23 protein-coding genes and 2 pseudogenes are annotated in these 25,018 nt (G+C 71.3%); 12 read left to right on the top strand and 13 right to left on the bottom strand.

The window, feature by feature from the left end:
* The first annotated feature begins 31 nt into the window (after window positions 1–31).
* Window positions 32–1,063 (top strand): annotated as a pseudogene (locus ACQ860_RS10935) (IS3 family transposase).
* A gap of 61 nt (window positions 1,064–1,124) precedes the next feature.
* Here the strand turns inward: ACQ860_RS10935 and ACQ860_RS10930 are convergent.
* Window positions 1,125–1,919, bottom strand: a complete 795-nt coding sequence (locus ACQ860_RS10930; protein ID WP_431303404.1) for an SDR family NAD(P)-dependent oxidoreductase — start codon at window positions 1,917–1,919, stop codon at window positions 1,125–1,127.
* A gap of 6 nt (window positions 1,920–1,925) precedes the next feature.
* Entirely contained in the window at window positions 1,926–2,900 is a 975-nt protein-coding gene (locus tag ACQ860_RS10925; protein ID WP_431303403.1) for a Bug family tripartite tricarboxylate transporter substrate binding protein, read from the bottom strand.
* Window positions 2,901–3,199: 299 nt separating this feature from the next.
* On the opposite strand from ACQ860_RS10925, the gene ACQ860_RS10920 reads away from it, so the two are divergent.
* Window positions 3,200–3,550 (top strand): hypothetical protein, encoded by a 351-nt coding sequence (locus ACQ860_RS10920; protein WP_431303402.1) that lies wholly within the window; start codon window positions 3,200–3,202, stop codon window positions 3,548–3,550.
* A gap of 249 nt (window positions 3,551–3,799) precedes the next feature.
* On the opposite strand, the gene ACQ860_RS10915 is transcribed toward ACQ860_RS10920, so the two are convergent.
* Window positions 3,800–4,423 carry a DUF2252 family protein gene (locus ACQ860_RS10915; protein WP_431303401.1) on the bottom strand — a complete coding sequence of 208 codons (624 nt, stop codon included), beginning with the start codon at window positions 4,421–4,423 and terminating at the stop codon, window positions 3,800–3,802.
* Window positions 4,424–4,456: 33 nt separating this feature from the next.
* Entirely contained in the window at window positions 4,457–11,515 is a 7,059-nt protein-coding gene (locus ACQ860_RS10910; RefSeq protein WP_431303400.1) for a hypothetical protein, read from the bottom strand.
* A 402-nt stretch (window positions 11,516–11,917) separates the two neighbouring features.
* On the opposite strand from ACQ860_RS10910, the pseudogene ACQ860_RS10905 reads away from it, so the two are divergent.
* The 5 genes and pseudogenes from ACQ860_RS10905 to ACQ860_RS10885 all read left to right on the top strand — a co-directional run.
* Window positions 11,918–12,124 (top strand): annotated as a pseudogene (locus ACQ860_RS10905) (IS3 family transposase); the annotation flags it as partial.
* Window positions 12,125–12,263: 139 nt separating this feature from the next.
* Entirely contained in the window at window positions 12,264–13,037 is a 774-nt protein-coding gene (modA, locus tag ACQ860_RS10900; protein WP_431303399.1) for a molybdate ABC transporter substrate-binding protein, read from the top strand.
* Entirely contained in the window at window positions 13,034–13,735 is a 702-nt protein-coding gene (gene modB / locus ACQ860_RS10895; protein ID WP_431303398.1) for a molybdate ABC transporter permease subunit, read from the top strand. The genes modA and modB overlap by 4 nt, the downstream gene beginning before the upstream one ends.
* Window positions 13,732–14,838, top strand: a complete 1,107-nt coding sequence (modC, locus tag ACQ860_RS10890; protein WP_431303397.1) for a molybdenum ABC transporter ATP-binding protein — start codon at window positions 13,732–13,734, stop codon at window positions 14,836–14,838. The genes modB and modC overlap by 4 nt, the downstream gene beginning before the upstream one ends.
* Window positions 14,835–15,191 carry a winged helix-turn-helix domain-containing protein gene (locus ACQ860_RS10885; protein WP_431303396.1) on the top strand — a complete coding sequence of 119 codons (357 nt, stop codon included), beginning with the start codon at window positions 14,835–14,837 and terminating at the stop codon, window positions 15,189–15,191. Before modC ends, ACQ860_RS10885 begins: the two co-directional genes overlap by 4 nt.
* 4 nt (window positions 15,192–15,195) lie before the next feature.
* Here the strand turns inward: ACQ860_RS10885 and ACQ860_RS10880 are convergent, their stop codons facing one another.
* On the bottom strand, window positions 15,196–16,590 hold the full coding sequence (locus ACQ860_RS10880) for an amidase (RefSeq protein ID WP_431303395.1): 1,395 nt from the start codon (window positions 16,588–16,590) through the stop codon (window positions 15,196–15,198).
* On the bottom strand, window positions 16,587–17,396 hold the full coding sequence (locus tag ACQ860_RS10875) for an IclR family transcriptional regulator (protein ID WP_431303394.1): 810 nt from the start codon (window positions 17,394–17,396) through the stop codon (window positions 16,587–16,589). The genes ACQ860_RS10880 and ACQ860_RS10875 overlap by 4 nt, the downstream gene beginning before the upstream one ends.
* A gap of 182 nt (window positions 17,397–17,578) precedes the next feature.
* Between ACQ860_RS10875 and ACQ860_RS10870 the strand changes: the two genes are divergently transcribed.
* The gene (locus tag ACQ860_RS10870; protein ID WP_431303393.1) at window positions 17,579–18,553 is read left to right on the top strand and encodes a Bug family tripartite tricarboxylate transporter substrate binding protein; all 975 of its coding nucleotides are present in this window, start codon (window positions 17,579–17,581) and stop codon (window positions 18,551–18,553) included.
* 17 nt (window positions 18,554–18,570) lie between these two features.
* The gene (locus tag ACQ860_RS10865; RefSeq protein WP_431303392.1) at window positions 18,571–19,260 is read left to right on the top strand and encodes a cyclase family protein; all 690 of its coding nucleotides are present in this window, start codon (window positions 18,571–18,573) and stop codon (window positions 19,258–19,260) included.
* Between the two features lie 4 nt (window positions 19,261–19,264).
* On the opposite strand, the gene ACQ860_RS10860 is transcribed toward ACQ860_RS10865, so the two are convergent.
* The gene (locus tag ACQ860_RS10860; protein ID WP_431303391.1) at window positions 19,265–19,627 is read right to left on the bottom strand and encodes a DUF1622 domain-containing protein; all 363 of its coding nucleotides are present in this window, start codon (window positions 19,625–19,627) and stop codon (window positions 19,265–19,267) included.
* Window positions 19,628–19,834: 207 nt separating this feature from the next.
* Here ACQ860_RS10860 and ACQ860_RS10855 point away from each other — a divergent pair, with 207 nt between their 5' ends.
* Window positions 19,835–20,404 (top strand): peroxidase-related enzyme, encoded by a 570-nt coding sequence (locus ACQ860_RS10855; protein ID WP_431303390.1) that lies wholly within the window; start codon window positions 19,835–19,837, stop codon window positions 20,402–20,404.
* Here ACQ860_RS10855 and ACQ860_RS10850 read toward each other — a convergent pair.
* Window positions 20,401–21,561 carry a M20 aminoacylase family protein gene (locus ACQ860_RS10850; protein ID WP_431303389.1) on the bottom strand — a complete coding sequence of 387 codons (1,161 nt, stop codon included), beginning with the start codon at window positions 21,559–21,561 and terminating at the stop codon, window positions 20,401–20,403. The genes ACQ860_RS10855 and ACQ860_RS10850 overlap by 4 nt on opposite strands.
* 99 nt (window positions 21,562–21,660) lie before the next feature.
* Between ACQ860_RS10850 and ACQ860_RS10845 the strand changes: the two genes are divergently transcribed.
* Window positions 21,661–22,086, top strand: a complete 426-nt coding sequence (locus tag ACQ860_RS10845; protein ID WP_431303388.1) for a hypothetical protein — start codon at window positions 21,661–21,663, stop codon at window positions 22,084–22,086.
* Between the two features lie 190 nt (window positions 22,087–22,276).
* Window positions 22,277–22,573, top strand: coding sequence for a hypothetical protein (locus ACQ860_RS10840; RefSeq protein ID WP_431303387.1), 297 nt, complete (start codon window positions 22,277–22,279; stop codon window positions 22,571–22,573).
* A 6-nt stretch (window positions 22,574–22,579) separates the two neighbouring features.
* Here the strand turns inward: ACQ860_RS10840 and ACQ860_RS10835 are convergent, their stop codons facing one another.
* The 5 genes from ACQ860_RS10835 to ACQ860_RS10815 form a co-directional block, all read right to left on the bottom strand.
* The gene (locus ACQ860_RS10835; protein WP_431303386.1) at window positions 22,580–22,768 is read right to left on the bottom strand and encodes a YgaP family membrane protein; all 189 of its coding nucleotides are present in this window, start codon (window positions 22,766–22,768) and stop codon (window positions 22,580–22,582) included.
* A 79-nt stretch (window positions 22,769–22,847) separates the two neighbouring features.
* Complete coding sequence (gene trxC, locus ACQ860_RS10830; RefSeq protein WP_431303385.1) at window positions 22,848–23,297, bottom strand: thioredoxin TrxC; 450 nt, start codon at window positions 23,295–23,297, stop codon at window positions 22,848–22,850.
* The gene (locus tag ACQ860_RS10825; RefSeq protein WP_431303384.1) at window positions 23,294–23,713 is read right to left on the bottom strand and encodes a DUF6691 family protein; all 420 of its coding nucleotides are present in this window, start codon (window positions 23,711–23,713) and stop codon (window positions 23,294–23,296) included. The genes trxC and ACQ860_RS10825 overlap by 4 nt, the downstream gene beginning before the upstream one ends.
* Window positions 23,714–23,717: 4 nt before the next feature.
* Complete coding sequence (locus ACQ860_RS10820) at window positions 23,718–24,131, bottom strand: YeeE/YedE family protein (RefSeq protein WP_431303383.1); 414 nt, start codon at window positions 24,129–24,131, stop codon at window positions 23,718–23,720.
* Complete coding sequence (locus ACQ860_RS10815) at window positions 24,131–25,012, bottom strand: MBL fold metallo-hydrolase (RefSeq protein ID WP_431303382.1); 882 nt, start codon at window positions 25,010–25,012, stop codon at window positions 24,131–24,133. The genes ACQ860_RS10820 and ACQ860_RS10815 overlap by 1 nt, the downstream gene beginning before the upstream one ends.
* Window positions 25,013–25,018: the final 6 nt, after the last annotated feature.

The following is a 25,018-nucleotide window of genomic DNA, read 5'->3' as shown; positions in this document are numbered from 1 at the left end:
TGACTTGGGGTCCGTCAACAGGAGACGGACGATGAAGCGATCGAGGTTCACGCAGGAACGGACGATCGGGGTAGTCAAGGAGCATCAGGCTGGCGCCACGGCGGCGGAGTTGTGCCGCAAGCACGGCATCAGCGATGCGACGTTCTACACATGGCGCTCGAAATACGGCGGTATGGAAGTGTCGGACGCCCGCAAGCTGAAGGGGCAGGAGGACGATAACGCCCGGCTCACGGTGGAATGCCGTGAGCCGGGCGATCCGGGAGAAAGCCTATTCGCAACGTCGCGTCTGCGGCCTGGTGGGCATGGCGCCGCGGATCTACCGCTACGCGTCGCGGCGGCCCGATGATGAGGGGTCGCGCGAGCGGCTGCGGGCTCTGGCCGGAGAGCGGCGGCGGTTCGGCTATCGCCGCCTGCACATTCTGCTGGCGCGGGGGGGCATTGCGTGAACCACAAGAAGCTGTTTCGGCTGTATCGGGCGGAGCGGCTCGGCGTGCGCAGGCGAGGTGGCCGCAAGCGCGCCCTGGACACCCGCGTGCCGATGGCGTTGCCGCGGGGCGTGAACCAGCGCTGGTCGCTGGATTTCGTCTCCGACGCGCTGGACTGTGTGCGCCGGTTCCGGGTCCTGGGCGTGGTGGACGACTTCACGCGCGAGGGCCTGGCGCTTGTGGTGGACACGTCGCTGTCAGGGCAGCGGGTCGGTCGGGAACTCGATCGGATCGCGGCGTTGCGTGGCGCGCCTGCCATGATCGTCAGCGACGATGGGACGGAGCTGACCTCCAACGCCATGCTGCGCTGGCAAGCCAGGGCTGGGGGGCTGTGGCACGACATCGCGCCCGGCAAGCCGCAGCAGAACGGGTTCATGGAAAGCTTCAGCGGGCGGTTCCGCGATGAATGCCTGAACGAACACCTGTTCGGCAGACTGTCTGCCGCACGCCGGATCATCGAAGCCTGGAGGATCGACTACAACACGCAACGCCCGCACACGAGCCTGAACGGGCTCACCCCCAACGCCTTTGCAGCCCGCCCCGCGCAGGGGCGTGTAGAGAACAGACCCTGCCCATAAACGAGAACAACTTGGGGGCGGGGTCATCGCGCATCCCGGAGGCTACGCCGGCCTGACACCATCAACGCGTGGAAGCCGTCAATCCACCATCGACGACGAGTTCCGTTGCGGTCACGTATTTCGCTTCGTCAGAAGCAAGGAACAGCGCGGCATGGGCCACGTCCCAACCCTCGCCCATCTGGCCGATGGGAACGGCGGCGTTGCGCTTCGCCACGAACCCCTCCAGGTCGCCGCCGGCAAATTGTTCGGCGAGCTTGGCCACCAGCGGCGTGTAGATGAGGCCAGGAAGCACGCAGTTCATGCGGATGCCGCGCGGAGCATAGGTAATGGCGGTGGTCTTGCTGAAATGGATCAGCCCCGCCTTGGCCGCCGAATAGGCCGCCTGGGGCTTGCCCGTGTAGCGAATGCCAGCCGTGGAGGCGATGCTGACCACGGCTCCCTTTCCCTGCTTCTGCATGATCGGCAGCACCGCGTGGCAGCAGAGGAAAGCGCTTTTGAGGTTGATGGCGATCTGGCTGTCCCACAGCGCCTCGTCCATCTCACCGGGGGTAGCGGGTTCGGACTTCCCGACATTGTTCACCAGCACGTCGATACGGCCGAAGCGCGCCATGCAGGCCTCGACCAGCCGCGCCACCTCGGCGGAATCCGTGACGTCGCCCGTCGCGATCTCGCAGGTGCCGCCCTCGCCCTGGATGATCGCCTGCGTCTCGCGCGCCGCGGCTTCGTTGATGTCCACGCCGAAGATGCGCGCCCCCTGCCGGGCAAACAGCACCGCGATCGACTTGCCATTGCCCCAGCCCGGTCCGACCGAGCCGCAGCCGGTCAGGAACACCACCTTGTCCGTCAGCTTGAACATGCGCGCCTACTCGATCTCGATATTGGCGGCGCGAATGACGGGGCCCCACAGCGCCGCCTCCTCCGCGATGAAGCGCGTCGCGCTTTCCGGCGTGGAATCCGTCACCGGCACGAAGGCGATGGCCTCCAGCGCCCGGCCAATCTCGGGCGTGGACATCGCAACGCGAGCGGCAGCGGCCAGGCGCTCCAGCCGGTCCGGCGGCGTGCCGGGGGGGGCGGCCAGGTAGTTGGCGATGCGGGTCACGACGTCGAAGCCGCTCTCGCGCGCGGTCGGCACATCGGGCACCACCGCTGCGCGCTGCTCGCCGAAGACGGAGATGATCCGCAGCTTCCCCTCGCGGTGCTGCGGCAGCAGGGTCGTGAAGGCGTCTACGGCGAAGGAGATCGTCCCGGAGAGAAGATCCTGGGTCAGCGGCCCCGAGCCTCGGTAGGGCACGTGCACCACATCGAGGTTGCCGACCCGTATCCGCAGCAACTCTGTCGAGAGGTGCGGGGCGCCGCCGATGCCCGAGCTGCCATAGCTGAGCCGGCCCGGCTGGGCGCGGATGAGCGCAATCAACTCGGCCAGGCTGTTCACGCCAAGGCGCGGATTGACCGCGAGGGCGAGCGGCGTGATGCCGAGGATGGCGATATGCGAAAACCCCGTCACGGGATCGAACGGCGGCACGCGGCGTGTCAGCGGGCCGGTGATCCCGGCCGTCGGGCTTTGAAAGATCAACGTGTACCCATCCGGTCGGGCGCGATGCACCTCGCCCGAGCCGATGAGACCGCCCGCCCCGCCGCGATTGTCGACGACAACGGATTGGCCGAGCGCCCGCCCGAAGGGCTCGGCAAACATGCGCCCAAAAATGTCGGTGTTTCCGCCCGGCGGGAATGGCACGACCATGCGGATGCTGGAACTGGGGAAAGGCGCTTGCGCATAGGCGGGGGCGGCCAGCAATCCAAGGCCGGCTGCCGCGCGCAGGATCTGGCGCTTCTTCATGGCTTTTTCCTCATGACCCTCTCGCGGGGCAGATGATAGCCAACGCCGCGCGGCCCCGGGTGTCAATGTGAGGGTGAGGTCAGTGGCGTGCCTGATCCGCGACCAGGAAATTGGATCGCCTTTGGATGGAGTTCTCTGCTGAGATTTCCCTGGCTGGGAGGAGCGGAGGCGTGGAAGGCATTCCGCTTGACAAGGGCGCTTCGCGGGCAGCGCTGCGACGAAGAGAGCAGGAGAGGGAGTGGCATGCTGCGTGCAACATGCTGCGTGCAACATGCTGCGTGCAACATGCTGCGTGCAACATGCTGCGTGCAATCGGAGAGGGGGCCGCTGTCGGCTGTCGCCGCTTCGCCCAGCCCGAGGACTTCGCGGCCGATCTGCCTGGCGGGCAGTTCCAGTGTCTGCCTATCCCGGGCCAGTCTTTCTTGGGCACGCTTCGTGTCGTTCGTCTGGGCGATACGGTAATCCAACTCGCCGAGGACGGAGCCCACATCGCCCGCGCCGCCTTTGATCCCGGCATCGTTGGGCTGGTGTTTCTGCGCCGTGGCCATGGCGTTCCCCCCACCCTGAACGGCACGCCGCTCCAGCCCATGCAGGCGCTCCTCGCGCCCGGTGGCGCCGAGTTTCTCGCGCCGGCTCGCCGCGCCTTCTGACGCTCGATCCGGTCGCCGCCGAGGCCCTTGCCGCCCCCTATGCCGGTGCCGCGGCGCTGGTGGATGCCCTGCCCGAGATCCTGGGTCGCCCGGATTGTGCGCGGGTCCTGGCGCTGTCCATGCGCGAGCTGGTCGCGTCGGCCATGAGCAACGACGCCGTCGCGGGCCCGCCGGGACGCGCCACGCGCGAGGCCCTGCGCGTGGTGCACGGCGCCGAGGAGTTCCTGCGCGTTCACCTCGCCTGGCCGATCACCCGTGACGAGCTGTGCGTGGCGCTCGCCGTGTCGCGGCGCAAGCAGCAGGATGCCTTCGTGGCTGTCGTCGGGATGGGTCCCGCCGCCTACCTGAAGATGCGCCGCCTGGTGCTGGCCCCCCGCATCCCACGCTGGCGATCCATGCGGGCCGCGAGGCCGCGCCCGGCGCGACCAGCCAACCCAGGAACATGTCGCTCGCACCCTGCATCAGGCGCCGGCCGCGCACAACGCACTCGCCCGGATGTGCCACGGGGCTCGCGCCGGCATAGGGTTCCAGCACGGAGCGCCGCGCCTCCTTCACCTGGAGGATGAGCGGATCGCCCGAGCCCGACATCAGCAGCACCATGGCGCAGAGCTTGCCCACGCTGCCCACGCCCACCACCTTCATCGCGACATCCACCAGCCGGTAGCGGTCCAGAAGCGCGGCGACGGCGGGCTGCGCCGTCTCCTTGTAGCGGCGGAAGGACTCCGCCACGGAGTCGCGGAAATGGCGGCCGCGCTCATCGTCCAGATGGCAGATCAGGGTCTGCTGGTCGCGGATGCCCGGCTCCGGCCGGCTGCGGATGGCGAGCTTCTCGAACTCCAGCGCGTGGTTCGTGGCCTTGGCGGCCTGCTCCATCTTCGTCTTGTTCTTCTTTCGCCTTCCTCCCCCTCAGAACGCCCAGGACAACGCCAGCGTGCCGCCATGCGCGGTCAGGTTGTTGCTGAATTCGCCCTCGTATTGCAGGCGCAGCGCCAGGTTGCGCCCCGCATAGAGCTGGCCCCCCGCCGAGATGCGGCCGACCAGCCCGTCCATCCGCACCGCCGTCCTGAAGCCCGCTGCACCCGCGGGGGCGCCCAGGAGGCGTGCCTCCTGCGTCCAGCGGTCATTGCTCGCGAAGCCCAGGCCCGCACTGGCGAAGATCCGCAGCACGCGCTCAGGGGCGAGCGCGACGCGGCCGCCGATCTCGATCGCCGGCGTCAGCGTCGCGACCGTGGCCGATGCGCTTGCGACATCGAGGCCGAGGACTCCCGCGCCGCTCTCGCGATAGCCGCCGCTGCGCGCATGGACGACGCCGAGCGTGACCGAGGGACGGAGATAGATATCCTCGCCCCCCACCGTGAAGGAAGCGCGCAGCATCGCGCCCAGATTGGTCAGCCCAGGCCCGCCGCTTGCGACCGCGCTGAAACCGGGCAGCTGGATCGTGCGGCGCGTGTCGAAGGAGCCGCCGCCGCCAAAGGCAACGCCGGAGAAGAGCCACGGCCCCGTCTGGTACTTCAGCGTCACCGCGCCGTAGCCGGCCTGGCCCCGCCCGCTTTCCGTCTTGTCCGCGGTTGAGAGCCGCCCCGCCTCGTAGGCGAGCGAGCCGCCCAGGAACCAGCCCCCGCCCAGCTCGCGCTGGCCGCCCATCTGCCAGGTGCTGGTATCCATGCTGAAGCGCGAGATGCCGTCCGTCGCACCCTGCGTCGCGGTGCGGCCCATCACGCGCGCCCAGACGCATTGGCCCTCGACCAGCATCGCGGTCGTGCCCTCGAAGGCGGGACAGCTGAGTGCGGCATTGGCGAAGGCCTGGCCGCCGGCCACCTGCCGCGCGCCGGGCGCGAAGTTGGTGTCGGGCGAGAGTTGCTGCAGCTGGGTCGCATAAGGGCCGGGGCCACCCAGCGCCGCCGTGTTGCCGAACAGCGCGAAAAACGGCGCGAGCGCCAGGCTCCCGCCCGCATCCCAGGCGGATTGCAGGTGGCCGGCGACCGCCGCCTGGGCGCGGCTCAGCGGGAAGCCGGTCGGCGTGAAATCGGCTGAGGTCACCTTGACCGAGTAGGTGCGGTTGCTCTCGGTGATGCCGTAGCCGAAGACCGGCGTGGGCTCCCCGGTCAGCACGCCCGTGGCGGTGCCCGCCACTGTCAGGAAGGGCAGCGAGATGTCGGGCAGCGCCGTCACCAGCAGCGGGCGCACGCGCCCGTCAAGGATGGCCGCGCCCGCGACCTCGAGCTGGGCGGCGCGGCGCCCGGCGAAGTCGGCCTGGACCGCCATCACGCCGGTCGGCGTCTGGATGAACGCATCCGAAACGCGGGAGACGGCATAGGCAGAGTGCGCCGCGACGCGCAGCGTGCCGGCATTCAACAGGCTGGCCGCGACCAGCGAAGCGCCGGCGTTCAGCGTGCCATAATTGTTGAAGCCGTTCGGCGCGCGATAGGACCCGGTGACCGTCCCGTAGTTGAAGACCGTGCCATAGGTCATCCAGATCGCATTGCCGGACAGCGCGGACACGCTGCCGGGCGAACTGATGCTGATCAGGCTGGACTGGTCGAAGCTGTCCACCGCGATGCCGAGACCCCCGGCACCCGATCCACCCTGGATGGCGGCATTCACCGAAATGCTGACGATCGAGGACGGCAAGGTCGGGTTCGAGGAACTGCCCGAGCTCTGGGCGAAGATGCCGATGGAGTTGGCGCCCGTCGCGCTGATCGGTGCCGACTGGTTCACCGTGACCGTGCCGCCCGGCGCGATCGGGCCGCTGCCGGAGGCCAAGGCATAGCTGCTGGTGCCCGCGACAACCACCCCCAATGCGGCCACCACCAGCCCGCCGCCGCCGCCCACGCTTTGCGCGACAATGCCATGCGCGAAGTCGCCGGTGGTGGTGATGGGGGTCGAGGAGGTGATCGTCACGCTGCCGCCCGCGCCTCCCGGCTGAAAGGTCGAGGACGCGCCGAACTGGCCGGCGGTGACCATCTGAGGCAGGACCCCCGCGCCGGGCACTCCGGCGATGCCGCCGCCACCGCCGATGGATTGCGCCACGATCCCATGCGAGCCGAAGCCGCTGGTGCGGATCGAGCCGCCGGTCAGCGCCAGCGAGACGGTTCCACCATTGCCGACCGCCTGGCCGTAGCTGACATTCTGCGCGCCGATCGCACTCGTCGTCGTGGTCGTGATGTTGGAACCGAAGGCTAGGCCACCGCCGCCGCCGATGCTCTGCGCCACGATACCATAGGCATTGGCGCCGGAGGTCGCGATGGTCAGCGTCGTGTTCGTGGTCTCCACCTGGTTCCCATTGCCGCCGATGCCGTTCGATCCACCGACCGCGATGGAGATCGAGCCGTCGATCGGTCCGAGAAGCCCGGCGGTGAGGGACGATCCGTTGCCCCCGACGCCGCCGCCCCCGCCGATGGATTGCATCACGATCCCCGCGGCCACGTCGCCGAGCGTCGTCACGGTCGTGGTGCCGCTGAGATTGACGGGGCTGCCGTCTCCGCCGCCGCCGCCGCCGCCGGAGAGCGTCGCGCCCACCCGGATCGTGCCCTGGGAGGCGATGCTGCCGTCCACGCCGAGGCCGCCACTGCCGCCGATGCTCTGCGCCAGCACGCCGAAGGCGCCATAGCCCGAGGTCCCATTGGCGGTGTTCGCGCCCGTCGTGATGCTGCTGCCCGGCGCGAAGCTGAGGGTGACGAGACCGCCCGCGCCGCCAGCTCCGCCCGTGCCGCCGACGGAGAGCTCCGTCGACAGGCCGAGCCCGCTGCCCGACGAGGTCGCGACGCCGCCCTTGCCGCCGCCACCGCCGATGGATTGCAGCACCGCGCCGATGGACCAGTCGCCCTGCGTGGCGATGCTCCCCGACTGGTTGAACAGGACGGAGCCGCCATTGCCGCCGGCGCCGCCCGAACCGCCGACGGAAACGCTGGCGTTCAGGGCGAAGGTCGTGCCTTTGACATACACGTTGGTGGCCACGGTGCGGGCGAGGGCCGCCAGGCTGACCAGCAAGATCGGGTTGTCGGACGACGCCTCCGTGCCGGCCGCGCCGCCGATGCCGCCGCCGCCGCCAATGGATTGCAGCACCACGCCCGACGCGTCGCCGCCGCTGGTCCGGATATTGCCCCCGATCGTCGCGCTGACCTGCTGCCCGGCCCCTCCGTTGCCGCCGGTCGCGCCGACCTGCACGCCGAGCGAGCCGGACAGCTTGGGGAAGGTGCCCGGGCCGGCCGAGTAGACGCCGCCGATGCTGAAGCCGCCGCCCTGGCTGGTGCCGCCGCCGCCGCCCACGCTTTGCGCGACGATGCCGTGCGCGCCGGATCCATAGGTCTGCACCAGCGATCCCGCCTGCTGGGAGATGGTCACCACGCCGCCATCGCCGCCAGCGCCGCCCCTGCCACCCAGGCCCAGCGACATGTTGATGTCGCGCCAGCTGCCGGTGTTCTGCGTGTTGGACGAGCCGATCCCGCCATTGCCGCCGCCGCCGCCGATGCTCTGCGCCACGATGGCATTGGCGTAGTCGCCAAGGGTCGTGACGGTGGAGGGGGCGAGCGTGACGGTCACGTTTCCGCCATGGCCGCCATATTGGCTGTCGCCGCCGATCGAGATCGATGCCTGCATGGACCAGGTCTCGCCGCCGGGCGTGCCGCCGGCCTCACCGCTGCCCGGGGAGCCGGAGGTGAAGGCGGCGCGGCCATAGGATATGGTCGAGGCCAGCGTGGAGGAATCGCCACCCGCGCCGCCACCGCCGCCGATGGATTGCAGCAGCAGGCCGTGCGAGCCCTGCCCCTGTGTGATGACCGTGGCATTGTCCTGCAGCGTGGCGGACACCGGACCGCCGCTGCCGCCCGTCCCCCCGGAGCCGCCGATCGAAAGGGACAGCGAACCGGTGTAGCCGACCCCGCTCTCCGGGTTCGGCAGGCCCGCCGCGACAGCGCGCGCCATCGCGGACCCGCCCACGCCGCCGCCGCCGCCGATGGATTGCGCGACGATGCCGAAGGCGTCCACGGGATTCGTGTTGATGCCATAGGCGGTGGATTGGCCGGTGCTGATCGTGGTGCCCGAGAGGCCGACGCTGACGGCCCCCACCCCATCGCCGCCCGTGCCGCCGGAGGCGCCCATGGCCACCGCGACCGACAGCTGGACGCTGTCCGTGATCGAGTAGGCGGATCCGCCCGCGCCACCGCCCCCGCCGATGGACTGGACGACGATCCCCGCGGCGTTCGTGCCGAAGGTTCCGATGCTGCCGCCCGTGGCGTTCAGCGTGACCGGCCCGGCTGTGCCGCCATCGCCGCCCGTTCCACCATAGCTCATCGTGACCACCGTGCCGGCTGCGGTCGCGTTTCCGCCGGTGCCGCCGCCGCCGCCGATGCTCTGCGCGACAAAGCCATGCGCCAGGGCGCCCTGCGTCACGATCGTGCCGCCCGACAGCGTCCCCGTCACCGCCGCGCCGCTGCCGCCACCGCCGGCCGACCCGCCGAAGGAGCCGATCACCTCGTTCGAATCGCCGCCATTGCCGCCGCCGCCGCCGATGCTCTGCACCAGGATGCCCATGGAGGACTGGCCCGCGGTGCTGATGCTGCTGGAATGGATCACGCTCGCCGTGTTGCCGCTGGCGGCGTTGGGCGAGGAACCGCCGACGCCGAAGAAGCCGCCATTGGTGGCACCCGGCGTGCCGCTGCCCCCGCCGATGGACTGGGCCTGGATGCCGATGGCGTTCTGGCCCTGCGTCCTGATGCTGCCGCTGTTCGTGACACTGACCGGCCCGACCGTGCCGCTGGCGCCCGTTGATCCCCCGGGGCCGTAGATGATCCCGGCGCCGTTGCCGCCCGATCCGCTCGTGCCGCTGATGGACAGGGCCAGGATGCCATGCGCGCCCTGCCCGGCGGTGGAGATGGCCGCGCCGCTCTGGACCGTCACGGGGCCGCTGTTGCCGCTGGCACCGCCATCGCCCGGGTTGGTCCCCAGGCCGCCCGAGCTGTTGTTCTGGCTGCCCGCGCCACCCGCACCGCCGACGCTGCGCGCCGCGACGCCGATCGCGCCCGCTCCGCTGGTCGTCACGCTGACGTTGGGACCCAGCTGGATCGTGACCTCCGAGGCATTGCCGCCGGCACCGCCATTGCCGATGCTTCCGCCCAGGTCGACATTGATCGCGCCGCCCGTGCCGCCCGCCCCGCCCTGGGAGAGGGCGTTGATGCCGAAAGCCGAATCCCCATTCGACGCCGTACCGCCGCTGGTGGCGATCGTCACATCGCCCAGGATGCGCATGAAGACGGTGCCGGCCGCCCCGCCGGCGCCGCCCGCGCCGGAATCGCCCTCGGCGGCGGCCAGGTCGCCGCCATTCCCGCCGGTGCCGCCGCGCGACAGCCCGAGGATGGCGGGCGCGCCGCTGCCGGTGGTCGTGATGCCGCCGCCCAGCATCTCGACGCGGACCGGGCCACCCGGGCCACCCGCACCGCCCATGCCTGCCTGCGCGCCGGACTGGAGCGCCTGGGTGTAGTCCTGGCCGGTGCCGCCGGCGCCGCCCTGCGCGATCGCGGCGACGCCGGTCGCCAGGCTTCCGCTCGTGGTGATGCGCGTGTCGGCGAGGCGCGCGATGGTGACGCCCGGCGCCGAACTGGTCGTCGCGATGCTGGAGGCCCCGCCAGCCCCCGCACGGCTGTGATCCTGGCCGATGCCGCTATTGCCGCCGATGCCGCCCCGCGACAGCGCCAGCAGGCCGAGCACGCCATCGCCGCTGGTGGTGATGGTGGCAAAGCGCGCGCTGGCCTCGGCCGCGCCCGCATTGCCGCCTGAGCCACCGGTGGACGAGTCGTAGCCCGCACCACCACTGCCCCCAAGCGCCAGGGCCCCGACGGCGCCGGACAGGCTGCCCGTGGGCCGCGTGCCGGACGCGCTGGCCGAAATCGTGATCGGCCCGTCCTGGCTGCCGGTCACCGTGGTCAAGGCCGCGCCGGCCGAGCCGCCCGGGCCGCCATTATTGCCGCTGTTGACGGACATGGTCCCGTTGCCGCCCTGGCTCAGCGCCAGCACGCCGAAGATGCCGCCGGGCGTGCCGCGCGGCGCGGTGCCGGAGGGCGTCATCCAGGTGGCGGCGAGCGTGACCTTCGCGGTGGTCGTGACCTCGACCTGGCCGGCCGATCCGCCGGCCTGGCCATTGTTGCCGGTGCCGGCATCGCCGCCCAGGCTGCGCCCGGCCAGCGCCCAGTAGCCCTGCATGACATTCGGCGTGAAGACGCTGATGTCGCCGCTGTTGGTCAGCGTGACGGCCCCGGCACTGGCCCCGTTCGTGCCGGTCTGGGTGCCATAGGTCGGGTTGCCGTTCTGGTCGTTTCCGCCCGACGTTACGCTGCCGCCCTGGCCGCCCAGGCTTTCGGCCAGCAGCCCGGCCCCGCCGAACATCAGGCCCGCAGCGATGCCCCCGCCCGAAAAGCTGGTTGCGAACTGGATCGGCCCGCTATTGGTCACATTGACCGTCGATCCGGTTTGCGCGGCGCCCGCGCTGTGGTTGGTGTCGGTATTGGTGTAGTTGCCGCCATCGCCACCCTGCGAGGCGGAGCGGAGGACGTAGGCGGTGAACGGCGTATTGCTGCCGGTCAGCAGCGTCTGGGACAGGGAGCCGCTGTTGGTGAACAGCACCGGGCCGGCCGGACTACCATTCTGGCCATTGCCCGTCGAACTGCTCGTGCCGTTGATCGCGACCAGGCTGAATTCCAGCGCGCCGGCGAAGCCAGGATTCCCGCTTGGGGTCGAGATGACGAAGTTCCCGGTGCTGCTCCCGGAGTAGGTCAAGTTGCTGGCGATCTGCACCTGCAGCGGCGCGTTGAAGTTGCCGGGCGAGATGGTGCAGACATAGGTGTCGCTCTCCGTGGTGGATGCCGCGCAGGAATAGGTCGCGGTCTGCGACCAGGCGGGACCCACGGGCGCCAGCAGCTCCGCGACGGCGAAGGCCAAACCAAGGCCGGGCACGAGGCGATGACGCGGCATGACTTCAATCCCCCAGAGCCTCGGCGCACAAATTAATATATCTTCGCCTACATTAATTTGTAGATCGAGTTGGGGACGGTGTCAGCAGGGCATCTCCCCGGCCATTTTCACCGCGAGCGATAACCGGGTTGGCCCATCCAGGTGACGCTGGGATGCTTCGGTCGGGGGGCATGGCCGCCTGGTCGCGCGCTTTGGCTGACGTGAATCAGGCATGGGTCTGGCCCAGCAGGTGCCTGGTCATTCCACCACGGCGTTTGGGTGCGCCGCCGACATCAGCTGGAGCCCTGCCGGGCGCGCTGGCCGCTCTCGGTCAGGCCAGCACGGCATGTTGGATCCACTTGGCTCGCGGGCGCGGAGCGAGCCCGCCACCGGCAGCATCGACGTGGCCGACCGCGATGCGGGGCCGAGAGCATCAACCGCCTCTGCAAGGCCGAGGTCATTCGCCGGCGCGGCCCCTCGCGCTCGCTCGAACCCGTCGAATGCGCCACCCTCGAATAGGTGGACGCCTTCGAACATCGGCGGCTGCTGGAGCCGATCGGACACATCCCGCCGGCCGAGGCGGAGGCGCTCTGTCACGCCGCACAGGACAATCTGCCCCCGGCCGCATGACTTAAACCAAACCGCCTCCGGCGAGCCGAGGGCGGTTCAAGGCCAGCTCGCCATCCTGAGCATGGACGCGCGGCACGCGGGACGCTATGTTCAGATGGATACAGCGACCCGGAAATCCCGGGCAACCAGGAGCTCCAGCATGCGCCGCCGCACCATCTTCGCCCTGCTGGCTATCGCCCTGGCTGCCCCCATCGGCGCAGCGCGTGCGCAGGAGGCGGTGACGGTCTTCGCCGCCGCCAGCCTGACCGATGCGTTGCGCGAGTTGGGCGGGCAATGGGCGTCGCGCGGCCATCCGGCGCCGCGCTTCTCCTTCGCCGCCTCCTCGGCGCTGGCGCGACAGATCGAGCAGGGCGCGCCGGCCGATCTCTTCATGTCCGCCGATGAGGCCTGGGCGAATTACCTGCAGGAGCGCAACCTGCTGGCGAACGCCACGCGCTCCTCGCCGCTCGGCAATGCGCTGGTGCTGATCGCGCCGGCTGATGCGGCGCGGCCGCTCGCGCTCACGCGCGGCACCGACCTCGCCGCGCTGCTCGGCCCCGCCGGGCGCATCGCGACGGGCGATCCCGCGCATGTGCCGGTCGGGCGCTACGCGCAGGCCGCGCTGAGCTGGATGGGGCAATGGCAATCCCTCGCGCCGCGCCTCGCGCGCGCCGACAATGTGCGCGCCGCGCTGCTGCTGGTGGAGCGCGGCGAGGCACCACTCGGCATCGTCTATGCGACGGATGCGGCGGCGAGTGCGGGCGTTCGCGTCATCGCCACCTTCCCGGCCGAGAGCCATGCGCCCATCACCTATCCCTTCGCGGTCACGCGCCGGGCCGAGGGCAATGCCGAGGCACGCGCGCTGCTCGCCTTCCTCACCAGCGCGGAGGTGTCGCCCACCTGGCAGCGCTTCGGCTTCACCCTCGCCCGGTGACCGGCTGGCTCAGCCCCGAGGAATGGACCGCCGTCCGCCTCAGCCTGGAGGTCGCGACACGCTCCGTCGCCGTCTCGCTCGTGCCGGCGGTGGCGGTCGCCTGGCTCCTGGCGCGCGGCCGCTTTCCGGGGCGCATGCTGCTGGATGCGCTGGTGCACCTGCCGCTGGTGGTGCCGCCCGTGGTGGTGGGCTGGGGCCTGCTGATGCTCTTCGGCATCCGGGGGCCGATCGGCGCGCCGCTGCATGACTGGTTCGGCATCCGCCTCGTCTTCACCACCGAGGGTGCCGCGCTCGCCACCGCCGTGATGTCCTTCCCGCTGATCGTGCGCGCGGTGCGCCTCGGGCTGGAAGGCGTGGATGAGGGGCTGGAGGCGGCGGCGCGCACATTGGGCGCGGGGCCGGTGGACCGTTTCCTCACCGTCACGCTGCCGCTGATGTCACCGGGCATCCTGGCCGGGGCGGTCACGGCCTTCGCGGCGGGGCTGGGCGAATTCGGCGCGGTCATCACCTTCGCCTCCAACATCCCTGGCGAGACGCAGACCCTGCCGCTCGCGATCTACGCCGCCACGCAGACGCCGGGGGGCGAGGCGGTGGCGGCGCGGCTCGCCTTCGTCTCCTTCACGCTCGCCGTCTGCGGCCTGCTGCTGGCGGAGGTGATCGCGCGGCGCATGGGCCGGCTGCTGGGGCGGGCGGCGTGATCAGCGTCGCGCTGCGGCACCGCTTCGGGCGGGCGGGTTTCGCGCTGGATGTCGGCTTCGCGGCGCCGCCCGCTGGCGTGACGACGCTGTTCGGCCCATCGGGATGCGGCAAGAGCACCATCCTCGCCGCCGTGGCCGGGCTGCTGCGCCCGGATGCGGGGCGCGTCGCCATCGGCGAGGCCGTGCTGCTCGACACCGCGCGGCGCGTCTGCCTGGCGCCCGAGCAGCGGCGTTGCGGCGTGGTCTTCCAGGATGCGCGGCTGTTTCCGCATCTGAGCGTCGAGACCAACCTGCGCTACGGCCTGCGCCGGGCGCCGCCGGATGCGGCAGGCCCGGGCTTCGAGGAAGTGGTTGCGCTGCTCGGCATCGGCCATCTGCTCACCCGCCGCCCCGCCGGGCTTTCGGGCGGCGAGCGCCAGCGCGTGGCGCTGGGCCGCGCCCTGCTCGCCCGCCCGCGCCTGCTGCTGATGGACGAGCCGCTGGCCGCGCTGGATGCCGCGCGCCGGGCGGAGGTGCTGCCCTTCCTCGCGCGGCTGCGTGACGCGGCGGGGCTGCCCATCCTCTACGTCACCCACGCGCTGGAGGAGGTGGATGTTCTGGCCGATCACCTGGTGCTGCTGGAGGCCGGGCGCGTCGTCGCATCCGGGCCGGCCGAGGCGCTCTCCGCCCGCACCGACCTGCCGCAACTCGCCGGGCGCCGTGATGCGGGCGTGCTCTTGCCCTGCACGGTGCGGCGCGCGACAGGTGGGCTAACGGCGCTGAGCTTCGACGGCGGGGAGCTGCTGACCACCGCGCGCCCGGGGCCCGAGGGAACGCGGCTGCGCATCCGGCTCCGCGCGCGCGACATCGCCATCGCCACCGAGGAACCGCGCGGGCTGTCCACCCGCAACATCCTGCCGGCGCGCATCGCGGCCATCACCCCGGGCAACGAGCCTGGCGAGGCCTTCCTGCGCCTCGCCGTCGGGCCGACCACGCTGCTCGCGCGCGTCACGCAGGACAGCGTGGAGCAGCTGCAACTGCGGCCGGGCCTGCCGGTCTGGGCGTTGCTGAAGGCCGTCACTTTCGACCATCGCCTGGCCGCCTTGCCGCGGGGCGCGTCGTGAGCCGCGAAGCCATTCCGGCCGGGCAGCTCAGCCTGCGCATCGACCTGCCGAGTGGGCGGATCGGGCCGGGCAAGATCAACCTGCTGGAGGCGATCGAGCGCGAGGGCTCGATCTCCGCCGCGGGGCGTGCGCTGGGGATGAGCTACAAGCGCGCCTGGGACCTGGTGGATGCTCTGAACAAGCAGCTTGGCACGCCCGTGGTGGCGGCGAGCCCGGGCGGGGCGCGCGGTGGCGGCGCCACGCTGACCGAGGCCGGGCGCGGCCTGGTGGCCGATTATCGCGCCATCGAGCGTGCGGCGCGGCGCGCGGCGGTGCCGGGCCTCGCGGCGCTGATGCGGCGCGTCAGGGGCTGACGCTCTACCAGGCCGGGAAGGGCGGGCGCGTCCAGCCTGCATGCGCGGCGATGTCCCGTGCGAGCGTGAAGAGATCCGCCTCGCCGCCATAGCGCCCCACGAGCTGCACGCCGAGCGGCCGGCCATCCGCATGCGGGCGGCCGGGGATGTTCAGCCCCGGATGGCCCACCGCGTTCACCCAGGTGGCGAAGGTGTTCTGGGCCGCCGCATGCCCGGGCTGGCCACCGATCTCGGCCGGGAATTCATCGTCGATGGCCCAGGCGGGAGAGGCGGCGCTGGGGCAGAGATAGACGTCCACATCGCCCCAGTTTTCCGAAACCTGGGCACGAATGGCGGCGAGCCCGTCCAGCGCGCGGACATAGTCCACCGCGCTCATGGCGAGCCCGCGCGTCGCGGCGGCGGCGATGGCCGCGCTCGCCTCCGCGCGCCAGCGATCGGGGTGCATCTCGGCCGCGCGGGCGGCGCCGGCGGCGCTGATCGCACCCCAGACGCGGCGCACCAGCGCCACGTCATAGGGCGGTGGGCACGGCGTGACCTCGTAGCCGGCAGCCTCCAGCAGGCGCGCGCATTCGGTGACGGCGGCCTCGACCTCCGGGTGCACCAGCTCACCCTCATAGCGGGCGAACCAGCCGATGCGCGGGCGGCCGGCGGCGCGCGGCGCGGGCAGGCGCAGCGAGGCGGGGTCGCGCGCATCCGGTCCGGCGAGCAGGCCATAGGCGAGTTCCAGATCGGCCAGCTCGCGCGCGACGATGCCGACGGCCTGGAAATCGATCCCCATGGGCGGGAAGCCGTGCCGCCGCGCCAGCCGCCCATTGGAGGGGCGCAGCCCGTAGAGCCCGGTGTAGCTGGAGGGGATGCGCGTCGAGCCGCCCGCATCGGTGACGATGGAGACGGGCACCATGCCCGCCGCGACGGCGGCGACCGAGCCGCCGCTCGATCCGCCCGGCGTCAGCGTCACGTCCCAGGGGTTGCGGGACTTGCCGTGCAGCGGGCTGTCGGTGCGGCCGGAGAGCGCGAATTCCGGCGTGTTGGTCTTGCCGATGATGACGGCCCCCGCCGCGCGCAGCCGCTCCACCACGATGTCGTCGCAGGGCGGCGTGAAGTCGGACCACAGGCGGCTGCCCCAATGCGCGGGCATGCCCGCCACCCAGAGATTGTCCTTCACCGCGACGGGCACGCCATCAAGCGGGCTGAGGCGCTGGCCCGCCGTCTGGCGCGCGCCGGCCTCGGCGGCGGCTTTCGCGGCACCTTCCGGGTCGAGATGCACGAAGGCGCCGAGCGTGGCATCGGCGCGCCCCACACGGGCCAGCGCGTCCTCCAGCAAAGCGGAGGGCGTGGTGGTGCGGCGCTCCAGCGCCTCGGCCATCGCGGTCGCGCTCAGCGGGGCTTCGTTCGTCATGCGGCGGGGCTTTCCTTTCTGGCGGCGGGGGCGATGGCGAGCATCTCCCTGAGCGCCTGTTCTTCGCGGAGGAGGATGCGCGCCACCTGCTCGACCCGGCGCGGATCGAGCCGTTCGGCGATGGCGATGACGGAGAGCGAGGCGGGCACGCCACCGATGCCGTTGCCCACCGCGATGGCGACACCGCGATAGCGCGCGACGATGCGGCCCGAGGTGATGGCGAAGCCGCGCGCGCGCGTCGCTTCCACATAGACGCGGATGCGCTCGGCGGTGAGGCCATGGCGGCGGTAGCGGCGGGCATTGGCCTCGATCACCGCATCCGCCTCGCCGGGCGGCAGGCTGGCGAGGACCGCGAGCGCCCCGGCGCCGACGCCCAGGGGGCGGCGGTTGCCGATCTCGATGGGCAGGGCCTGGACCTCGAAGCTGCCCTCCCGCCGGTCGAGGCAGAGCGCGTCATTCCCGCTGCGGCTGTTGAGATAGGTGGCGTCGCCCACGGCACGGGTGATGCGGTCCAGCGTGCCGGCGCAGAGGCGGCGCGCATCCATGCGGGGCGCCACGGCCAGGCCGAATTCGTAGAGCAGGGGGCCGAGGCGATAGGCGCGGCTGGCGGCATCGCGCTCCAGCAGGCCTTCCTCCCGCAGCAGCTTGAGCAGGCGGTGCGCGGTGGGCTGCGGCAGGCCCGCGCTGTCGGCCAGCGTCTTCAGCGTCGCGCCATTGCCGCGCGCGGCCGAGACCTCGCGCAGGAGGGAGACGGCACGACGGACGACGCGTGCGCCATTGGCGGGCAAGGCGGGTTCGGTCTTCATCAGAGGCATGCCCCGAAATCCAGCGAAGCCTATCGGGCAGGAGCCACGCGAAAAAGCCGCCTTCGACATGCAATTCCCACAGAGAATTTCACGTGGTGGAAGTGCTCCACGAAATTCCTTGGCATCGGGCCGCCCGCTTCGGGATGCTCGCCCTGGCTTTGCCGCAACCCAGGGAGGACAGGATGACGAGCTTCGCACGCCGTACGCTGATGGCCACGGGCCTTGCCGGCCTCGCGGCCCACGGCGCGCAGGCGCAGGCCTTTCCCAACCGCTCCGTGCGCGTGATCGTGCCCTTCCCGCCGGCCGGCGCGGCCGACGTCATCACGCGACTGCTCTCCGAAGCGCTCTCGCGCGAATTGGGCCAGACGCTGGTGATCGAGAACCGCACGGGCAGCGGCGGGCGCATCGGCACCGAGGCCGCGGTGCGTTCGACGCCCGATGGCTACACCATGCTGATGGGCAGCCAGGCGACCAATTCCATCAATCCCGAGCTGTACCGGGATTCCAGCTTCGACCCCGCGCGCGATCTCGTCCCCGTCGCGCCGGTGGGCGGGGTCGGCTCCATCATCTATGTCCGCAACAGCCTGGAGGTGCGGACGCTGCAGGACCTTCTCGCGCTGGCGCGGCGCCGGCCGGGCGAGCTGACCTATGGCTCGGCGGGCAATGGCGGCGCCTCGCATCTCTCGATGGCGCTGCTGGAGTCCATGGCCGGCATCCGCATGACGCATGTGCCCTATCGCGGCACGGCGCCCGCGACCTCGGACCTGCTGGCCGGGCGCATCGATGCGATGAGCGACCCGATCACGACGGCGCTGCCGCATGTGATGGCGGGCGCGGTGCGCGCGCTGGCGCTGACGACGCCGCAGCGCTTCCCCGCCTTGCCGAACCTGCCGACCGTCGCCGAAGCCGGCGTGCCGGGCTACGAATCCGTGAGCTATTACGGCTTCTTCGCGCCGGCTGCCGTGCCTGCTGAGCCGCTGGCCCGGCTGCGCGCCGCCTGCGCGGCCGCCATCGCCGACCCTGCGGTCGCGCGCCAGCTGGAGGAGCAGGGGATCGTGCGCCTCGGCCTCAATCCCGAGCAATTCGCCGCCTATGTCGCGGCCGACCGCGCCCGCTGGGGCCGCGTGATCCGCGACGCCAACATCACCGTGAACTGAGCCGAAGGAGAGGCCCCATGGAAATCGTCGATCTGAGCCGCGAGATCTTTCACCGCACCCAGACGCACCCTTCGCATCCGCCGGTCATCATGACGGTGTGGAACGACCATTCCGAGAAGAAGGTTGCGGGTGACACGGTCTTCACCAGCAAGGCCATGTCCATCGCCTTCAGCGACCATGCGGGCACGCATGTGGACGCGCCGGTGCATTTCGACCCGCGCCCCGGCGCGCTGTCCATTGACCAGGTGCCGCTCACGAACTTCATCACCTCCGCCTTCTGCATCGACCTCTCCCATGTGCCGCTGAAGCACGCGGCGACGGTGGAGGAGGTGCAGGCCGCGGTGAAGGCCTCGGGCCAGACGATCCAGAAGGGTGACACGGTGCTCATCCTGATGGGCACCAATGCGCGGCTGCTGGGCAAGCCCGGCTATGGCCACGACTTCCCGGGGCTCTCCATCGAGGCGATCCATTGGCTGGCGGGGCAGGGCATCGGCATGTTCGGCGTGGAGGCGATCAGCCCCGCGCCGGAGGGCGAGCTGAACTTCAAGGCGCATATGGCCTGCGCGGAGCTCGGCATCACGCATATGGAATGCCTGGCCAATCTCGAGGCCGTGGTGGGGCGCGGGCGCTTTCGCTTCATCGGCCTGCCGCTGAAGATCCGCGGCGGCACGGCGAGCCCGATCCGCGCCGTGGCGCTGTTCGAATAGCCGGCTAGGGGCGCGCTGCCGGGTGGGGGCGCCCCGCCTCCATCTCGCGCTGGAGGAAGATGTTGAGGAAGGTGCGGATGGCCGCCACGGCGGCCAGCTTGCCGATCTGGTCCCAGCCTGGCGAGATCGCCGTTCCCACGATATCCGCCGCCAGCTGGAATTCGAGCGCCAGCGAGAGGCCGCGCGCCAGGCCCATGCGCACATCGGGCGCGGCGCGCCCCACCGCTTGGCCCAGCAGCCGGCCCAGCGCCAGCATCATGGCGACGAGGATGATGGCGATGCTCACCGCCTCGATGCCGAGCTTGAGCCAGGAGGCGAGCGCGATGACGGCGGCTTCCAGGGCCTCGGGATGGGCGGGGAGGGGCATGCGGCGGCTCCAGGCGGGGAAGCCGTCAGCCTAGGCGCTGATCCGCCGGGGTGGAATCACGGAAGGCGGGAAGCGGTCTCTCCATCCGGAGCGCTCGCGGCCCGGCGCCGATCCTCAAGCGCCCGGCATGGGTGCCATGCCGAGCGCGTGCATGACCTCACCCGTTGCCGCGTGCATCGTCCGGATGACAGGAGAGAACACGCCGCCATGACCGCCCTGCCCATCAGCCGCTTTCCCGTGCCCACGCTGGCGGAGATCCCCGAGGATATCCGCGCGCGCCTGCTCGCCGTGCAGGAGAAGGCGGGTTTCATCCCCAACGTGTTCCTCGTCCTGGCGCGGCGGCCGGAGGAGTTCCGCGCCTTCATGGCCTATCACGACGCGCTGATGGACAAGCCTGGCGAGATCACCAAGGCCGAGCGCGAGATGATCGTCGTCGCCACCAGCAACGCGAACCAGTGCCAGTATTGCGTCGTGGCGCATGGCGCGATCCTGCGCATCCGCGCGAAGGACCCGCTGATCGCGGACCAGGTGGCGATCAATTACCGCAAGGCGGACATCACGCCGCGCCAGCGCGCCATGCTCGACTTCGCGATGAAGGTCGCCTTCGAGGCGCAGGCGGTGGAGGAGGCGGATTTCGCGATGCTCGCCGAACATGGCCTGGGCCAGGAGGAGGCCTGGGACATCGCGGCGATCGCCGCCTTCTTCGGCATGTCCAACCGCATGGCGAATGTGACGAGCATGCGGCCCAATGCCGAGTTCTACACGATGGGGCGCTAACTCCGCGGCGGAAGGCGGTCGCGCACGATGCGCGTGAAGAATGCCACGCCATGCGGCAGCGCCGCATCGCTGAAGTCGTAGCCCGGATTGTGCAGCGGCTTCGAGGCCTCGCCATTGCCGATGAAGGCGAAGCAGCCCGGCGCGTGCTCCAGGAAGCGCGCGAAATCCTCCGAGCCGGTGTGCGGTTCGGCCTGCTCGGCCACGTTCTCCGTGCCCATCACCGAGCGCGCGGCGGCGAGCGCGGCGGCCGTCGCCTCGGCATCGTTGAGGGTGGGGATGAATTCGCGCGTGTAGGTCACCTCGCATTCCAGGCCGTAGCTGGCGGCCGTGCCGGCGGCGATGCGGCGCATCTCCTCCTCGATCACGGTGCTCACCTTCGGGTGGAAGCTGCGCGCGTCGCCCAGGATGCGCGCCAGGCCGGGCAGCGCGTTGCGCGTGCCGTCGGTCAGCAGCTCGGTCACCGAGACCACGGCCGTCTGCGTCGGCGCCACGCGGCGGGAGACGATGCTCTGCAGGTTCATGACCAGCGCGCAGGCGGCCACCAGCGCCTCGCGCCCCTCCTGCGGGCGTGAGGCATGGCCGCCCAGGCCGCGCAGGGTGATCTCGAAATTATCCTCGGCCGACATGATGGCGCCGGCGCGGGTGCGGAACTGGCCGAGCGGCAGGCCGGGCTGGTTGTGCAGGCCGTAGATCTCGTCGAAGGGGAAGCGCTCCATCAGGCCGTCCGCCAGCATGGCGAGGGCGCCGCGGCCCCATTCCTCGGCCGGCTGGAAGATGAAGCGCACCGTGCCGTCGAAGCCGCCCTCTTCGGCCAGCCGGCGCGCCGCGCCCAGCAGCATGGTGGTGTGGCCGTCATGGCCGCAGGCATGCATCACGCCAGGATTGGTGGAGCCATAGGGCAGGCCGGTCGCCTCGGGGATGCGCAGCGCGTCCATGTCCGCGCGCAGCGCGATCGAGCGGTTGCCGCTGCCGCGCGTCAGCGTCGCCACCACGCCGGTGCCGCCCAAGCCCTCCACCACCTCGGTGAAGCCGAACCCGCGCAGGCGCTCGGCGACGCGGCTGGCGGTGCGGCGTTCCTCGAAGCCGAATTCCGGATGGGCGTGGAAGTCGCGGCGCCAGTCGCGCAGCGTGGCCCAGAAGGCGTCATCGGTCGTCATGCTCCTTTCCTGCCATGGTCGTGCGCGCGGCGCCAAGCGGCGCCTGCAACCTTTCCGCCGCCCGGGATTTACGTCCGGGTTGAACGGAGGGATGCCGCCATGTCCGACGAATATCGCGAGGCCGAGGGCGATTACGGCCCGCAGGATGGCAAGCCCGGCTCGCCCGCCGACCGCAGCGCCAAGACGGCCGTGCCTGATAGCTTCCCCGCGAGCGACCCTGTCGCCACAACCCCCGCCGTCGGCGTGCGCGCGATGGAGCTGGGCGAGATGCTGGAGGAGGCGCCCCCGACCGAGCCGGTGGATGCGACGCCGCTCATCGTGCACTTCACCGATACGCTGACGGCCAAGCTGATGGTGGAGAAGCTGGTGCGCGAAGTGCCGCTGGACCGCCGCTGCACCGCGATCTCGGAGGAGGCGGGCGGCGCGGCCGTACTGGAGATCACGGCGGCGGGCGCCGATCTCGGCCGCATCCGGAAGATGCTGGACGCCGACCGCGATGCCGAGGCGATGCCTCCCGTCGGTTGAAGGCAACCGGGCGACGCGTCGCATGTTGCGCAGCCATGTCCCACCGCAGAGACCGCGTCAGCCGCAACACCGCCCCCGCCGTCACGCATCGGATCGAGCGTGCCACGGCGCGGCGCGTGCATGAACTCTCCTCTCCAGCGAACCCGGGCGCATCGCCGGTCGGCTTCGCGCGCTGGAGGAGGAATGGGATGTGGAGCGCGTGCTGGAGACGAATGCGGCCACGCTCGCGCTGGGCGGCTCGCTGCTCGCGATCCTGGTGGATCGCCGCTTCGTGGCGGTGCCGCTGGTGGTGACGGGCTTCCTGCTGCAGCACGCGCTGCAGGGCTGGTGCCCGCCACTGCCCATCCTGCGGCGGCTGGGCGTGCGCACCGCGCGCGAAATCGAGCGCGAACGCACGGCGCTGAAGGCGCTCAGGGGCGACTTCGACGAACTCGCCCGCCTGCGGGAGCGGATCGCACGCGTGAAGGCGGCGCTCTCCGCCGCCTGACGGCGCTCAGCGCGCCGGGCAGGTGTTCAGGCCGAGCAGGCTGTAGAGCGGACAATTGCCCATCAGCCCCGTGGCCAGCGGCACGATGCCGATCGCGCCCCACCAGCCGAGTGGCCCGAAGGCGCCCAGCCCCAGCAGGGCCAGCCCCGCCACGATCCTCAGGCCCTTGTCCAGGCCGCCGACATTCTTTGTCATCCCAACTCTCCGTCCTGATGCGACGCGGACCGCGCCCGTGCCATGGTGGAACTTCCCGGTCTTTTTGCCTTGATCGCGGTCAAGCTGTCGTGCCCGCCAGGGCGCGTCCGGCCCAGGCGACGATGTCGCGTGCGCGCATCGCTCCCGCATGCCGCGCCACCTCGCGCCCGCCCGCAAACAGGGCGAGCGTCGGGATGCTGCGGATCTGCAGTTCGGCGGCGAGCGCCTGGGCCTCCTCCGTCGAGACCTTCACGAGGCGGAGACGCGGTTCCAGCAGCTTTGCCGCCGCTTCGAACTCGGGTGCCATCACGCGGCAGGGGCCGCACCAGGAGGCCCAGAAATCCACCAGCAGCGGCACGCCGGAGAGGCGCAGGTGGCGGCGGAAGCCATCCTCGTCCAGCGCCAGCGGCTTGCCCTGGAAGAGCGGCGCCTTGCATTGCCCGCAACGCGGCCCCTCGGCGAGGCGGGCGGCGGGGACGCGGTTCACCGCGCCGCAGCCGGGGCAGATGACCTGCGGGGCGTCGCTCATCGTGGGGTCTCCGGGATCAGGCGGAACAGCCCCATGCCGCCCAGCATGGCCGCGACGAAGAGCCAGGCCTGCCAGCCGGCGAAGCCGAGGGAAGCGAGCGCCGGCCCGGGGCAGAATCCGGCCAGCCCCCAGCCCAGCCCGAAGAGCACCGCGCCGCCGATGAGGCGCGCGTCAACCAGCCCACGGGGGGGCTGCGCGAAGCCCTCGGCGCAGAGCGGCGCGGTGCGCTGGCGCCCGAGCGCGAAGCCGAGGGCCGCGACGGGAATTGCGCCGCCCATGACGAAGGCGAGGCTCGGGTCCCAGTCGCCCGCCACGTCGAGGAAGGCCAGCACCTTGGCCGGATTGGCCATGCCGGAGAGGATGAGGCCGGCGCCGAAGAGGGTGCCGGCCGCCAGCGCCGCGAGGATGCGTGCCATGGTCTCAGCCCCCCACGACATGGCGCGTGACGAAGACGGTGGCGGCCGCCACCGCCATGAAGATGCCGGTCGCCACCACGGAGCGCGGCGAGAGCCGCGCGAGGCCGCAGACGCCGTGCCCGCTGGTGCAGCCCGAGCCGAGCCGCGTGCCGAAGCCGACCAGCAGGCCGGCGGCCACCAGCGTCACAGGGCCGGCGGCGATGTGCAGCGCCGGCGCGCCGGCCAGCGCCACCCAGCCGAGCGGCGCGCCGATGAGCCCCACGAGGAAGGCGATGCGCCAGCCGCGATCGGCGCCGAGGCTGCCGGCCAGGATGCCGCTGATGCCCGCGATGCGGCCCAGCGTCAGCCAGAGCAGCAGCGCCGCCGCGCCGATCAGCGCGCCGCCGGCGAAGGAGGCGATGGGGGTGAAGCTCGTCATCACAGCACGTCCAGCGGCACCTTGAGGAAGCGCTTGCCATCGGCACCCGGCGGCGGGAGCTGGCCCGCATGCATGTTCACCTGGAGCGAGGGGATGATCAGGCGCGGCATGCCGAGCGTCGCGTCGCGCGCCTCGCGCATTGCGACGAAGGCCGCCTCCGTCACGCCGTCACGCAGATGGATGTTCTCCGCGCGCTCGGCCGCGACGGTCGTTTCCCAGCGGATCTCGCGGCCATTGGGGCCGTAGTCGTGGCACATGAAGAGCCGCGTGGCGGGCGGCAGCGCCAGCACGCGCTGGATGGAGCGATAGAGCGTCGCCGCGTCGCCGCCCGGGAAATCGGCCCGCGCCGTGCCGCCATCGGGCATGAAGAGCGTGTCGCCCACGAAGGCGGCCTCGCCCATCACATGCGTCATGCAGGCGGGCGTGTGGCCGGGCGTGTGCAGCGCCACGCAGGGCATGGTGCCGACATGGTAGGCCTCACCATCGGTGAAGAGGTGGTCGAACTCGCGCCCGTCGCGCCGCCATTCGGTGCCCTCGTTGAAGACCTTGCCGAAGGTGTGCTGCACCACGGTGATACGCTCGCCGATGCCGATCTTCCCGCCCAGCGCACGCTGGAGATAAGGCGCGGCGGAGAGGTGGTCGGCATGCACATGCGTCTCGATCAGCCACTCCACGGTGAGGCCGTGTTCGCGCACATGGGCGATGATGGCGTCGGCCGAGCGGGTGGCGATGCGGCCGGCGGCGTAGTCGAGGTCGAGCACGCTGTCCACGATGGCGCAGGCGCTGGAGCCGGGGTCCTTCACGACATAGCTGATCGTGTTGGTCTCGGCGTCGAAGAAGGGCGTGACGTCGGGGGCAAGGTGGTCGTCGGCGTGGGACATGGGAGG

The sequence above is a fragment of the Sediminicoccus sp. BL-A-41-H5 genome (assembly GCF_050632405.1).
Classification (GTDB): domain Bacteria; phylum Pseudomonadota; class Alphaproteobacteria; order Acetobacterales; family Acetobacteraceae; genus Roseococcus.
Note: the sequence above shows the minus strand (reverse complement) of the source record. Positions and strands in the feature narration are given on the sequence as shown.

Coding starts and splice junctions, on each gene's coding strand:
- ACQ860_RS10865 (WP_431303392.1), top strand. CDS start 18,571: ATGGAAATCGTCGATCTGAGCCGCGAGATCTTTCACCGCACCCAGACG.
- ACQ860_RS10855 (WP_431303390.1), top strand. CDS start 19,835: ATGACCGCCCTGCCCATCAGCCGCTTTCCCGTGCCCACGCTGGCGGAG.
- ACQ860_RS10875 (WP_431303394.1), bottom strand. CDS start 17,396: ATGAAGACCGAACCCGCCTTGCCCGCCAATGGCGCACGCGTCGTCCGT.
- ACQ860_RS10880 (WP_431303395.1), bottom strand. CDS start 16,590: ATGACGAACGAAGCCCCGCTGAGCGCGACCGCGATGGCCGAGGCGCTG.
- ACQ860_RS10920 (WP_431303402.1), top strand. CDS start 3,200: ATGCTGCGTGCAATCGGAGAGGGGGCCGCTGTCGGCTGTCGCCGCTTC.
- ACQ860_RS10835 (WP_431303386.1), bottom strand. CDS start 22,768: ATGACAAAGAATGTCGGCGGCCTGGACAAGGGCCTGAGGATCGTGGCG.
- ACQ860_RS10820 (WP_431303383.1), bottom strand. CDS start 24,131: ATGACGAGCTTCACCCCCATCGCCTCCTTCGCCGGCGGCGCGCTGATC.
- ACQ860_RS10930 (WP_431303404.1), bottom strand. CDS start 1,919: ATGTTCAAGCTGACGGACAAGGTGGTGTTCCTGACCGGCTGCGGCTCG.
- modA (WP_431303399.1), top strand. CDS start 12,264: ATGCGCCGCCGCACCATCTTCGCCCTGCTGGCTATCGCCCTGGCTGCC.
- ACQ860_RS10825 (WP_431303384.1), bottom strand. CDS start 23,713: ATGGCACGCATCCTCGCGGCGCTGGCGGCCGGCACCCTCTTCGGCGCC.
- ACQ860_RS10910 (WP_431303400.1), bottom strand. CDS start 11,515: ATGCCGCGTCATCGCCTCGTGCCCGGCCTTGGTTTGGCCTTCGCCGTC.
- trxC (WP_431303385.1), bottom strand. CDS start 23,297: ATGAGCGACGCCCCGCAGGTCATCTGCCCCGGCTGCGGCGCGGTGAAC.
- ACQ860_RS10860 (WP_431303391.1), bottom strand. CDS start 19,627: ATGCCCCTCCCCGCCCATCCCGAGGCCCTGGAAGCCGCCGTCATCGCG.
- ACQ860_RS10925 (WP_431303403.1), bottom strand. CDS start 2,900: ATGAAGAAGCGCCAGATCCTGCGCGCGGCAGCCGGCCTTGGATTGCTG.
- ACQ860_RS10845 (WP_431303388.1), top strand. CDS start 21,661: ATGTCCGACGAATATCGCGAGGCCGAGGGCGATTACGGCCCGCAGGAT.
- ACQ860_RS10915 (WP_431303401.1), bottom strand. CDS start 4,423: ATGGAGCAGGCCGCCAAGGCCACGAACCACGCGCTGGAGTTCGAGAAG.
- ACQ860_RS10870 (WP_431303393.1), top strand. CDS start 17,579: ATGACGAGCTTCGCACGCCGTACGCTGATGGCCACGGGCCTTGCCGGC.
- ACQ860_RS10850 (WP_431303389.1), bottom strand. CDS start 21,561: ATGACGACCGATGACGCCTTCTGGGCCACGCTGCGCGACTGGCGCCGC.
- ACQ860_RS10815 (WP_431303382.1), bottom strand. CDS start 25,012: ATGTCCCACGCCGACGACCACCTTGCCCCCGACGTCACGCCCTTCTTC.